Raw genomic sequence first — 11,638 nt, forward strand, 5'->3', positions numbered from 1 at the left:
ACTCGACCCCGCCCACGGAGGACTCCGACATGCCGATCACCGGCATCCCCCGCCGCACCGTGCTCGCCGCCGCCGGTGCCACCGCGGCCGTCGCCGCCACCGGCCTCGCCACCGCCCCCACGGCCCGGGCCGCCGCCGCGCCCACGCTCCCCGACGGCACCAGCAAGGACAAGGTGCTCGTCGTCGGCATGGACGGACTGCGTCACGACCGGATCGACGCGGCCAAGGCGCCGCACCTCAAGTCCCTGATGGCGAACGGCACCTACGGCCGCTCCCTGCTCTACGCCAACCCGATGGCGGCGACCTCCTCGGGCCCCGGCTGGTCCACCGTCTCCACCGGCGTCTGGCCCGACAAGCACGGCGTGAAGGACAACACCTTCACCGGCAAGAACTACGGCCAGTACCCCGGCTTCCTCGCCCGCCTGAACCAGGTCCGCCCCGGCCTCTCGCTCTTCGCCGCCGTCGACTGGCCCGAGCTCGACACCCACGGCACCGTCACCCCCGGCGCCGACGCCAAGCTCGTGTACAACAACGACTACGTCGTCAACGACAAGGTGATCACCGACATCACCGAGGACGTCCTGCGCAACCAGAACCCCGACGTCCTCTTCGTCTACTTCGGCGAGACCGACGAGATCGGCCACAACCACGGCGCCGCCAGCCCCAGGTACCTCGACGCCATCGACGTCCAGGACGGCTACCTCGGCCGCCTCCTCGCCGCGATCAAGGCCCGCCCGGCGTACGCCACCGAACGCTGGACCGTCATCGTCACCACCGACCACGGCCACACCGACGGCGGCGGCCACGGCGGCTCCTCCATCGAGGAGCGCCGCACCTTCGTCCTCGCCCAGGGACCCGGCATCGCCGCCGGCGCCCGCCCCCTCGACACCCGGCTCGTCGACGTCGCCGCCACCGTCTTCCGCCAGCTCGGCATCACCCCCGCCGCGTCCTGGGGCCTCGACGGCAAGCCGATCCAGGAACGCTCCACCGACCCCTTCGACACCCTCCAGGGCTCGCTGACCGGGCGCGTCGACGAGACCGGCATCCCCGCCGGCGTCCTCGGCTTCACCCGCACCGCGCCCAGCGGCTGGTCCGTCATCGACAACGCCATGGGCACCGGCGGCATGACCGAGTGGCGCGGCTGGTCCTTCGCCACCGACGAGTTCTGGTCCCGCACCCAGCGCGACCAGTCCCGCGAGCTGAACGTACGGGCCCGCGGCGTCTTCGCCGTCGCCGACTCCGACGAGTGGGCCGACAAGGCGTTCTCGGGGACGTACGACTCGACGCTGGTGACCCCGGCGTACGCCGTCTCGGGGAAGAGCCGGGTCACCCTGGACTTCACCACCCTCTACCGCCAGGAGGGCGCCCAGACCGCCCAGGTCCAGGCCGTCTTCAACGGCGGCACCCCGACCGTCGTGAAGAGCTACACCGCCGACGTGATCTCGCAGCCGCAGTCCCTCACGGTCGCCGTCCCGGCCGGCGCGTCCACCGTGGGCTTCCGCTTCCGCTACACCGGCGCCAACAACTGGTACTGGGTGATCGACGGGGTCAGGGTCACGGCTTCCTGACTAGGCTGGGGGCGTCGCCACAGCGCTGTCGCGGCGCCCCAGCACACCGCATTTCGCACGGCAGGAGTCCCGCACCCATGGCAGAGCGCAAGCCGATCGAATCCTGGCTGACCGACATGGACGGCGTCCTCATCCACGAGGGCGTACCGATCCCCGGCGCCGACGCGTTCATCAGGAAGCTGCGGGAGACCGGGAAGCCCTTCCTGGTCCTCACGAACAACTCGATCTACACGGCCCGCGACCTGCACGCCCGGCTCGCCCGGATGGGTCTGGAGGTCCCCGTCGAGAACATCTGGACCTCGGCCCTCGCCACCGCCAAGTTCCTCGACGACCAGCGCCCCGGCGGCACCGCGTACGTCATCGGCGAGGCCGGCCTGACCACCGCCCTGCACGACATCGGGTACGTCCTCACCGACCACGACCCGGACTACGTGGTGCTCGGCGAGACCCGTACGTACTCCTTCGAGGCGATGACCAAGGCCGTCCGGCTCATCAACGCCGGCGCCCGCTTCATCTGCACCAACCCCGACGAGACCGGCCCGTCCCTGGAGGGCCCGCTGCCCGCCACCGGCTCGGTCGCCGCGCTCATCACGAAGGCCACCGGCAAGGACCCGTACTTCGCGGGCAAGCCGAACCCGCTCATGATGCGCACCGGCCTGAACGCGATCGGCGCCCACTCCGAGACCAGCGCCATGATCGGCGACCGGATGGACACCGACATCCTGGCGGGCCTGGAGGCGGGCATGCAGACCTTCCTGGTGCTGACCGGTCTGACCTCGCAGGCGGAGATCGACCGCTTCCCGTTCCGCCCCTCCAAGATCGTCAAGTCGATCGCGGACATCGTCGACCGCGTGTGACGGCCGCTCGCCGGCGCCCTGCGGATGCGGAGAGTCCCGATCCGGGTGACCCTGCCTGTATGCAGGAGGTCACGATGCGTTCAGGTTCCATCGCTCTCGGTGCCGCAGGGGCGGCCCTCGTGCTCGTACTGGCTCCCGCGGCCGGCGGCGCGTACGCCCACGACGGGGTGAAGGTCACCGTCACCCCGTCCACCGCCTCGCCCGGCGCGGACATCGACATCCGCGTCCAGGGCTGCAAGGGCACGAGGGGTGCCGCGAAGTCCCCGGCGTTCGTCGCCGACGCGGAGCTCACCGGGCGGGACGGCGGCGGCGCCCCGCTGTTCGGCGACACCACGGTCAGGACCCGGCTGGAGAACGGTACGTACAAGGTCAGCGTGACCTGCGACGGCCACGTCCACCCGGACGCCGGCAGCGTGCGCGTCGAGCGCCGGAAGCCGACGCACGAGCCGACCCGCAGGCCCACGCACGAGCCGACGTGGAAGCCGACGTACCGGCCCACGTACGAGCCGACGCATGAGCCGACCCCTCACGCGAGCCCGGTCGCCCCGGTCCGCGCGGGCGGCGGCGGCACGGCCGCCTTCGCCGCCCCGGCCGCGCCCGGCGTCGCCCAGACCACCAGCGAGAGCGGCCTCGGCACCCCGTACACCCTGCTGGGCCTCGGCCTGGCCGCCGTCGCCGCCGTGGCGGTCGCGTTCCGCAGCTCCCGCCGCGGGACCGCCGACACGGACACCGGTACGGGTACGGGTTCGGGCACGGAGTGACGGTGGCGTCCGGCTCCCGCCCGGCGGGCACCGGGCGACTCGTCACCGGCGTGGCCTGGGCGCTGCTGCTGCTCGGGCTCTGGCTCTGGGGCCGGGAGGTCACCGAGGGACCCGGGGGCGGCTCCGCGCCGACCACCGGGGACATCGCCGCGGTCGGCCGCCCCTTCGGCGCGGCCCTGCCCCCGGCCAGGGAACCGCTGGACCCCGTCGCGCCGCGCCGGGTCGAGGTCCCCTCCCTCGGCATCGACGCGCCGGTCGTGGCGCGGGGCCTGGACGCCACGGGGGCGATCGACCCGCCGCCGTACGAGATGCCGCACACGGTCGGCTGGTTCGGCGCCGGCACCCGGCCGGGCGCCGCGGGCCCGGCCCTCCTCGTCGGCCACGTCGACACCGAGACCCGCCCGGCCGTCTTCTACGGCCTGAGCGCGGCCCGCGCGGGCGCGAAGGTCCGCGTCACCCGTACGGACGGATCGGTCGCCGAGTTCACCGTCGATGACGTCCAGGTGTACCCGCGGGAGCGCTTCGACGCGAGCGAGGTCTACGGGGCGAGGGACCCCCGCCGGGCGGAGCTCCGGCTGATCACCTGCGGCGGTACGTTCGACCGGGCGGCGAACGCCTACACGGCGAACGTGGTGGTCTCGGCCTATCTGACCTCGGCCACGCGATAGCCCCGGCAGCTCCGGTAGCCCCGGTCACGTCAGAAACGATCAAGACCCCCTCACCGTCGGTGAGGGGGTCTTGACTTCGCGTGCGCCGCCAGGGACTCGAACCCCGGACCCGCTGATTAAGAGTCAGCTGCTCTAACCAACTGAGCTAGCGGCGCCTGCTGACAGAGAGAACTCTACCCGACGTCCGCGTGTGCTCCTGACCAATTACGGTCACCGCCGGCCTGTCGGATGGTCGTATCAGGCCTTCGATCCGTCAAAATGCGATTTGTCCAGACAGTTGAGACACTGGCGCCCACATCCAAGGGCCAAAAGATCTTGACGAGTGTGGAGGGGAATCGCATGAGCGTGCCGGTTTTCGAGGAGTTCGAACCCGCGGCCGACTGCGGCTGTCCGGGCTGCGCCCGGCAGCGGCGCGACCTCGCGCTCGGCCTGCCGGTCCGGGCGGGCGGCCACCCGGCCGCGCACGGCGCGCGCCGCGCCCTGGTCCTGGTGACGGCCGCGGGCGTGGCGCTCGGCGGCGGCGGGGCCGCCACCGCGACCACCGTCCCGCCGCCCGCGGGCCCCGCCGACGCGGCGGAAGCGGCCGGGCCGACCGAGCCGGCGGACGCGTCCGTGCGGGGCGCGTTCCCCCAGCCCGACACCCCGCAGGGCGGCCGGGAACCGCTGCACGGTGCTCCCGGCCCCGGCGGTCAGGCCGTCCCCGGCGTCAACCCGACGACCGGTCAGATCTCCACCGGCACGCTCCGGACGACGAGCCGCGCCGACATCATCAACCGCGCCAAGCTGTGGGTGACCGCCCAGGTCCCGTACTCCATGGAGAAGTACTGGTCGGACGGCTACCGCCAGGACTGCTCCGGCTACATCTCGATGGCCTGGAACCTCCGCAGCAACGAGTGGACCGGCAGCCTCGACCGCTTCGCCGACCGCATCGACCGCACCGAGCTCCAGCCCGGCGACATCCTGCTCTTCCACAACCCGGCGAACCCGACGCGCGGCTCGCACGTCACGATCTTCGGCGGCTGGAGCGACTACACCCACACCTCCTACGTCGCCTACGAGCAGACCAGGCCGCGGACGCGGAGGCAGCAGACGCCGCTGGCGTACTGGGCGAACTCCGACCGGTACGTGGCCTACCGCTACAAGGCCGTCGCCGGCGCCGGCGCCGGCGCCGGCTCCGGCAGCGCCGGCGGCCCGGCCGCCGCGGTCACCCCGTATCCCGGCGCGGCGATGTTCGGACCCGGCGCCGACAACGCGCACGTCACCCGGCTCGGCCGGCTCCTCGTCGACCGCGGCGGCAAGAAGTACTACAGCCGGGGACCCGGCCCGAAGTGGGGCGAGGCCGACCGGCGCGCGACCCAGGCGTTCCAGCTGGCGCAGGGCTGGAAGGGCGGGGAGGCGGACGGTCTGCCCGGCCCGGACACCTGGGAGCTCCTGGTGACCGGCAAGGGCCGGAGCATCGGCGGTTCGAGTGGTTCGAGCGGGTCGAGCGCGAATGCGACGGCGTTTCCCGGGCGTGGCTCCTTCCGTCCGGGCCAATCCAACGCATATGTGGAGAAGCTGGGCAAACAACTGGTGAAGCGGGGCTTCGGCAAGCACTACCTGTCGGGACCCGGTCCGCGCTGGACGGAGGCGGACCGCCGCAACGTCGAGGCGTTCCAGCGGGCGCAGGGCTGGCGCGGCGCGGCCGCCGACGGCTACCCGGGCCCGGAGACCTGGCGGCGCTTGTTCCGATGACCCCGAGAGCATGAGGTGGACCCGAATGACGGCATCGACCCCGAACCCCGCGGATTCCGGCGCGGCGGCCTCACGTGACGCGGCCCGCACGGCCCGCCGCCTGACGGACGGCACGCTCCCGCGCACGTCCCCTCCCCAGGGCGCACCCCCGGGCACCCCGCTGCTCCGCCGGGAGCCGGCGGAGCAGCGGGGTGCCCGGGGGTGCGCCCTGGGGAGGGGACGTGCGCGGGAGCACCCGCGCCCTGCTCACCCCCCGCGACCCCGCCTCGCAGGGGGCGATCGGCGAGGTCATCGCCTCGCGCGCCCGGCTCGTCGACGCCTTCGAGGCGGAGCGCCGCCGTATCGAGCGCGATCTGCACGACGGCGCCCAGCAGCGCCTGGTGGCCCTCATGATGACCCTCGGCCTCGCCCGTCTCGACGCCCCGCCGGGCGGACCGCTCGCCGACCAGCTCGCGAAGGCCCAGGCGGAGGCCGGGCAGGTCCTCACGGAGCTGCGCGAGCTGATCCACGGCATCCGTCCGCAGGTCCTCGCCGACTACGGTCTCGGCCCGGCCCTCGTCGACGCCGCCGACCGGTCGGCGGTGCCGGTCACCACGGACGTCGAGCTGCCCCGGCTGCCGGAGCCGGTCGAGAGCGCCGGCTACTTCGCGGGCTGCGAGGCCCTCGCCAACATCGGCCGGCACAGCGGCGCCGCCCGGGCCCGGATCACCGCCCGGCACACGGACGGCGTCCTCCGCATCGACGTCGAGGACGACGGCCGCGGCGCCGCCGACCCGGCCCGGGGCACCGGCCTGACCGGGCTGGCCGACCGGATCGCCGTCCTCGACGGCACCCTGACGATCACGAGCCCGCCGGGCGGGCCGACCCTCCTCCGAGTGGAGATCCCATGCGCCGTACCGAGCGCCCGCTCCGCGTCGTCCTCGCCGAGGACGGCGTCCTCCTCCGGGAGGGACTGATCGGGCTGCTGGCCCGCTTCGGCCACGAGGTGGTGGCCGCCGTCGGCGAGGCTGACGCCCTGCGCGAGGCCGTCGCCGCCCACGAGCCGGACATCGTCGTGACGGATGTCCGGATGCCGCCCGGCTTCCAGGACGAGGGGCTGCGCGCCGCGGTCGCGCTCCGCGCCGAGCGGCCCGCGCTGCCGGTCCTCGTCCTCAGCCAGTACGTGCAGCGCAGCTATGCCGCCGATCTCCTCGACGCGGGCGACGGCACCGGCGTCGGCTATCTGCTCAAGGACCGGGTCGGGCAGGTGGAGGAGTTCCTGGACGCGCTGGCCCGGGTCGCCGACGGCGGTACGGTCGTCGACCCCGAGGTCGTACGGCAGCTGCTCCGCCGGCACCGGGACCCGCTGGAGGCGCTGACCCCGCGCGAGCGCGAGGTCCTGGGGCTGGTCGCCGAGGGCCGGTCGAACGGCGCGATCGCCCGCCGTCTGGTGGTGACCGAGGCGGCCGTCGGCAAGCACATCGGCAACATCCTGGCGAAGCTGGACCTGCCGCCGGCGGAGGACACCCACCGCCGCGTCCTGGCCGTCCTCACCTATCTGCGGGCGTAGGGGGCCGGGGGCGGTGACCCGCCGAGCCCCTCGGCACACGAAGAAGCCCCCCGCTTCCGCGAGGGGCTTCTTCCGTCGGTGCGCCGCCAGGGACTCGAACCCCGGACCCGCTGATTAAGAGTCAGCTGCTCTAACCAACTGAGCTAGCGGCGCCTGCTGACAGAGAAAATACTACCCGGTCCCGCGGGGTGCTCATGACCACCCCGCGCGGCCGCGCCGAGGAGACCCCCGAATGGCCCGGACCGCCGGGGATTCCCGGGTCCGGCCAGGTCAGACGGCCGGCTCGGACGGCCGGGTCAGATGGCCAGCGCCATGACCACCGGCGCCGCCCGCCGGTTCAGCGTGTCCGCCGCCGAGCGGAGCCGGTGGGCGTGCTCGATCGGCAGGGAGAGCGCGAGGCAGCCCACGGCGGAGCCCGCCGTCAGCGGTACGGCCGCGCAGACCGTGCCCACCGCGTACTCCTGGAGGTCGAGCACCGGGACGGTCGGCGGCTGGCTGTCCAGCTTGGAGAAGAGGAGTCGCTCGCTGGTGATCGTCCGGGAGGTGAGCCGGGCGATCTTGTGCCGGGACAGGTGGTCCCGGCGTCCGTTCTGGTCGAGCTGGGTGAGCAGGCACTTGCCGACCGCGCTGGCGTGCGCGGCCGAGCGGAAGTCGACCCATTCGTTGACCTTGGGCGTGCGCGGACCGTCGGCGAACTGGGTGATCTTCACCTCGCCGTCGATGTACCGGCTGATGTAGACCGCAGCGCCGACGGAGTCGCGCAGCTCGGTCAGGGTCTCCTGGAGCTTCGCCTCCAGGGCCTCGCGCCGGGTCAGGCCGGAGCCGAGGAGGACGAGCGAGTCCCCGATCACGTACGCGCCGTCGGCGACCTGCTCGACGTACCCCTCACGGCGGAGCATGAGGAGCAGGGAGGTCAGGTGGGCGACGGGCAGGCCGGACTCCCGCGCGATCTGGACGTCCGTCACACCGCCGCCGTGCCGCGAGACCGTCTCGAGGACGCGCAGGGCGTATTGCACCGAGTGGAACGGCGCGGTGGGCTCGGGCTTCAGCGCCACGGTTTCCCCCTACCAGGTTGTGACCGCAAGCTTTCGTACCACGATAGCCGCCAAGCGCCTTTTGCGGGGCGGCTGTTGGCGAGAATGATGCGGAGCGTCCGGCCCCTGCACCGGCCCGGCCCCCGCTGGCATATGCCCCCGTCACGGATTTCCCGTAGAGCCTCAGGTCAGGGCGGTGCCCGAGGGGGTCCACGGGAGCGTCCGGCCCGGGGTCGTCCCGAGATGATTCATGGGGAAACGGACGCGGTGGCGGCCCTTCCAGGCTCCTTCCGGCCCCGTCCGATGGCCGAGAACCATCGGCGGGCCTCCCGGAATAAACGGAGACACCCTCCTGTTGTGCCGAGGTCCGAGCCGGTCCACGGGTACTCCGGGGCCGGCGGCGAGTCGTCCATGATTCCGTGCGATTCCAGGGGAATCCGCACGGGTGCCGAGGAGGGTCCCGAAGGTGACCGACGCAATTCGAGGAGAGGCGCGGGGCTCCGCGCCCGTACCGCTGTCCGTGCTGGACCTGGTCACCGTCGGCAGCGGCAGGACCGCCACCCAGGCGCTGGCCACCAGCGTCGAGCTGAGCAGGCTCGCCGAGCGGCGCGGCTTCCACCGCCACTGGGTGGCCGAGCACCACTCCATGCCCGGCGTGGCCTCCTCGTCCCCGGCGGTGATCCTCGCCCACCTCGCCGCCCACACCCGGCGCATCCGCCTCGGCTCGGGCGGCGTCATGCTGCCCAACCACGCCCCGCTGGTCATCGCCGAGCAGTTCGGCACCCTGGAGGCCTTCGCCCCGGGCCGGATCGACCTCGGCCTCGGGCGCGCGCCCGGCACCGACGGCGCCACCGCCGCCGCCCTGCGCAGGTCCGCCACCCTGAACGAGGGGGCGGACGACTTCCCGGAGCAGCTCGCCGAGCTGACCCGGTTCCTCGACGACGACTTCCCGGACGGCCACCGCTACGCCCGGATCCACGCCGTGCCCGGCCCGGTCCAGGGTCCGAAGGGCCGGCCGCCGATCTGGCTGCTCGGCTCCTCAGGCTTCAGCGCCCGGCTCGCCGGCCTGCTCGGGCTGCCCTTCGCCTTCGCCCACCACTTCTCGGCCAGGAACACGATCCCGGCGCTCGACCTCTACCGGGAGTCCTTCCGGCCCTCCGCCGTTCTCGACGCGCCGTACGCGATGATCGGCGTCTCGGCGCTCGCCGCCGACGAGGCGGCGCAGGCCCACCGCCAGGTCCTCTCCGGTGCCCTCGCGATGCTCCGGCTGCGCACCGGCCGCCCCGGCCTCGTCCCGACGCCGGAGGAGGCGGAGGCGTACGGATTCAGTCCCGCCGAGCGGGAGTTCGTGAACGACTGGCTGGCGAACGTCGTGTACGGCACCGCCGACGAGGTCCGCACCGGCCTGGACGACCTGCGGAAGCGGACGGGCGCGGACGAGCTGATGATCACGGCGAACGGGCACGGCGGCGAGGCGCGGCTGCGGAGCTACGAGCTCATCGCGGACGCCTACGAACTCCCCGAGCTGCCGGCGGAGTAGGGCGCGGACGTCGCTCCGGCCGGGGGTCGGCCGGGTAAAAACCCCGGTCGCCGGAGGCGGTTGGTTCCTGCACGGATCCACCCCCGCGCCACCCCTAAGTGAACCTTAAACCGCTCGTCACCGATGGTGGCGGGCGGTTCCGTTTTGTGCTGCGGGGCTCTGACGAGGCCTTTCTCCTGCCAATTGGTCTAGTCCTCAATCTGGTTCAGACCATTGACTCACTGTTCACGTGCCGGTTATCACTGCTCCAGCTCCTGTACGGCACCACCCCCGCACTCCCCCCGATGGAGGCCGCACGTGCACCCCCGTAAGCCCCTGATCGCCGCGCTCCTCAGCACGGCACTCGCCGCCGGCGCCCTCGCGGCGACCGTCGGCCTCGGCTCCGCCCAGGCGGCCGACACCTCCACCGCGGCCGCTGCGGGCGGTGTGCGCATCGCGTACTACGACCAGTGGAGCGTCTACGGCAACGCGTTCTACCCCAAGCACCTCGACACCCGGGGCATCGCGAGCCAGCTGGACGTCATCAACTACTCGTTCGGCAACATCCACCCCACCAACCTCACCTGTTTCATGGCCAACAAGGCCGCCGGTGACGACAACAACCCCAACGCGGGTGACGGTGCGGGCGACTCGTACGCCGACTACCAGAAGTCCTTCAGCGCGGCGGACAGCGTCGACGGCGTCGCCGACAAGTGGGACCAGCCGATCGTGGGCGTCTTCAACCAGTTCAAGGAACTGAAGGCGAAGTACCCCCACCTGAAGATCAACATCTCGCTCGGCGGCTGGACCTACTCCAAGTACTTCAGCGACGCGGCGAAGACGGACGCGAGCCGCAAGAAGCTCGTCTCCTCCTGCATCGACCAGTACCTCAAGGGCAACCTGCCCGTCGAGGGCGGCTACGGAGGCGCGGGCACGGCGGCCGGCATCTTCGACGGCATCGACATCGACTGGGAGTACCCCGGCTCCTCCGGCGGTCACCTGGGCAACCACTACGCCCCCGAGGACAAGCAGAACTTCACGCTGCTCCTCGCCGAGTTCCGCAAGCAGCTCGACGCGTACGGCGCGGCCAACGGCGGCAAGAAGTACATGCTGACCGCCGCCATGCCGGCCGGCCAGGACAAGATCAAGTACATCGAGACCGACAAGATCGGCCAGTACTTGGACTACGCCAACATCATGACGTACGACATGCACGGCGCCTGGGACGGCGACGGGCCGACGTACCACCAGTCGCCGCTCTACTCCGGCGCGAACGACCCGACCGACCCGATCGCCCCGGGCACCGAGAAGTACTCGATCGACAACGCGATCGACTCCTGGATCGACGGCAAGCCCGCCTACGGCATCGCCGGCGGCTTCCCCGCCAACAAGCTGACCCTGGGCTACGAGTTCTACTACCGCGGCTGGAAGGGCGTCCCCGCCGGTTCCGCCAACGGCCTCGCGGGCACCGCGACCGGCGGCTCCAACGTCCGCCCGCTGAGCCAGCAGGCCGGCATCGCGCACTACAAGGAGCTCGGCGGCATCGTCGACAACGCGGCGACGACCTTCTGGGACGACCAGGCGAAGGCCTCGTACTTCTACAAGGACGGCGAGTTCTTCACCGGCCTCAACCAGCGCTCCATCCAGGCCCGGGTGGACTACGCGAAGCAGCGCGGCCTCGGCGGCGCGATGATGTACTCGCTCCTCGGCCTGGACGAGAACGCCACCCTGCTGAAGCAGATCAACACCGCGCTCGGCAGCCCCACCACCCCGCCCACCACGCCGCCGAGCTCCTTGTAGTGCGCGATGCCGGCCTGCTGGCTCAGCGGGCGGACGTTGGAGCCGCCGGTCGCGGTGCCCGCGAGGCCGTTGGCGGAACCGGCGGGGACGCCCTTCCAGCCGCGGTAGTAGAACTCGTAGCCCAGGGTCAGCTTGTTGGCGGGGAAGC

The 11,638-nt window shown here is 72.3% G+C and carries 9 protein-coding genes, 2 tRNA genes and 1 pseudogene; 9 read left to right on the top strand and 3 right to left on the bottom strand.

Going from position 1 to position 11,638, the window contains the following annotated elements; all coding sequences use genetic code 11:
* The first annotated feature begins 29 nt into the window (after positions 1–29).
* From EAO70_RS18400 to EAO70_RS18415, 4 genes are all read left to right on the top strand, one after another.
* Positions 30–1,568: an alkaline phosphatase family protein gene (locus EAO70_RS18400; protein ID WP_148004014.1), complete on the top strand. Its 1,539-nt coding sequence runs from the start codon at positions 30–32 to the stop codon at positions 1,566–1,568.
* A 77-nt stretch (positions 1,569–1,645) separates the two neighbouring features.
* Positions 1,646–2,425 (top strand): HAD-IIA family hydrolase, encoded by a 780-nt coding sequence (locus EAO70_RS18405; protein WP_148004015.1) that lies wholly within the window; start codon positions 1,646–1,648, stop codon positions 2,423–2,425.
* Between the two features lie 74 nt (positions 2,426–2,499).
* On the top strand, positions 2,500–3,186 hold the full coding sequence (locus EAO70_RS18410) for a PT domain-containing protein (RefSeq protein ID WP_148004016.1): 687 nt from the start codon (positions 2,500–2,502) through the stop codon (positions 3,184–3,186).
* On the top strand, positions 3,183–3,854 hold the full coding sequence (locus tag EAO70_RS18415) for a class F sortase (RefSeq protein WP_402116377.1): 672 nt from the start codon (positions 3,183–3,185) through the stop codon (positions 3,852–3,854). Before EAO70_RS18410 ends, EAO70_RS18415 begins: the two co-directional genes overlap by 4 nt.
* An 81-nt stretch (positions 3,855–3,935) precedes the next feature.
* Here the strand turns inward: EAO70_RS18415 and EAO70_RS18420 are convergent.
* Positions 3,936–4,009: transfer RNA gene (locus EAO70_RS18420), tRNA-Lys, on the bottom strand.
* A gap of 184 nt (positions 4,010–4,193) precedes the next feature.
* Here EAO70_RS18420 and EAO70_RS18425 point away from each other — a divergent pair.
* From EAO70_RS18425 to EAO70_RS18435, 3 genes and pseudogenes are all read left to right on the top strand, one after another.
* Complete coding sequence (locus EAO70_RS18425) at positions 4,194–5,588, top strand: peptidoglycan-binding protein (RefSeq protein ID WP_148004018.1); 1,395 nt, start codon at positions 4,194–4,196, stop codon at positions 5,586–5,588.
* Positions 5,589–5,824: 236 nt separating this feature from the next.
* A pseudogene (locus tag EAO70_RS18430) lies at positions 5,825–6,544 on the top strand (sensor histidine kinase); the annotation flags it as partial.
* On the top strand, positions 6,475–7,137 hold the full coding sequence (locus EAO70_RS18435; RefSeq protein WP_148004019.1) for a response regulator: 663 nt from the start codon (positions 6,475–6,477) through the stop codon (positions 7,135–7,137). The pseudogene EAO70_RS18430 and the gene EAO70_RS18435, both read left to right, overlap by 70 nt.
* A 79-nt stretch (positions 7,138–7,216) precedes the next feature.
* Here EAO70_RS18435 and EAO70_RS18440 read toward each other — a convergent pair.
* Both EAO70_RS18440 and EAO70_RS18445 read right to left on the bottom strand, forming a co-directional pair.
* Positions 7,217–7,290 (bottom strand) — tRNA-Lys (locus EAO70_RS18440).
* Between the two features lie 143 nt (positions 7,291–7,433).
* Positions 7,434–8,192 (bottom strand): IclR family transcriptional regulator, encoded by a 759-nt coding sequence (locus EAO70_RS18445; protein ID WP_148004020.1) that lies wholly within the window; start codon positions 8,190–8,192, stop codon positions 7,434–7,436.
* A gap of 445 nt (positions 8,193–8,637) precedes the next feature.
* Here EAO70_RS18445 and EAO70_RS18450 point away from each other — a divergent pair, with 445 nt between their 5' ends.
* Positions 8,638–9,711, top strand: a complete 1,074-nt coding sequence (locus EAO70_RS18450) for an LLM class flavin-dependent oxidoreductase (RefSeq protein ID WP_148004021.1) — start codon at positions 8,638–8,640, stop codon at positions 9,709–9,711.
* Positions 9,712–10,008: 297 nt separating this feature from the next.
* Positions 10,009–11,490: a glycoside hydrolase family 18 protein gene (locus EAO70_RS18455; protein WP_410091296.1), complete on the top strand. Its 1,482-nt coding sequence runs from the start codon at positions 10,009–10,011 to the stop codon at positions 11,488–11,490.
* The last annotated feature ends 148 nt before the right edge of the window (positions 11,491–11,638 follow it).

Source organism: Streptomyces sp. adm13(2018) (assembly GCF_008042145.1).
Taxonomy (GTDB): Bacteria; Actinomycetota; Actinomycetes; order Streptomycetales; family Streptomycetaceae; genus Streptomyces.

Excerpts from the sequence above, each read along its gene's own strand:
- EAO70_RS18425 (WP_148004018.1), top strand. The coding sequence starts at position 4,194 with ATGAGCGTGCCGGTTTTCGAGGAGTTCGAACCCGCGGCCGACTGCGGC.
- EAO70_RS18410 (WP_148004016.1), top strand. The coding sequence starts at position 2,500 with ATGCGTTCAGGTTCCATCGCTCTCGGTGCCGCAGGGGCGGCCCTCGTG.
- EAO70_RS18405 (WP_148004015.1), top strand. The coding sequence starts at position 1,646 with ATGGCAGAGCGCAAGCCGATCGAATCCTGGCTGACCGACATGGACGGC.
- EAO70_RS18400 (WP_148004014.1), top strand. The coding sequence starts at position 30 with ATGCCGATCACCGGCATCCCCCGCCGCACCGTGCTCGCCGCCGCCGGT.
- EAO70_RS18435 (WP_148004019.1), top strand. The coding sequence starts at position 6,475 with ATGCGCCGTACCGAGCGCCCGCTCCGCGTCGTCCTCGCCGAGGACGGC.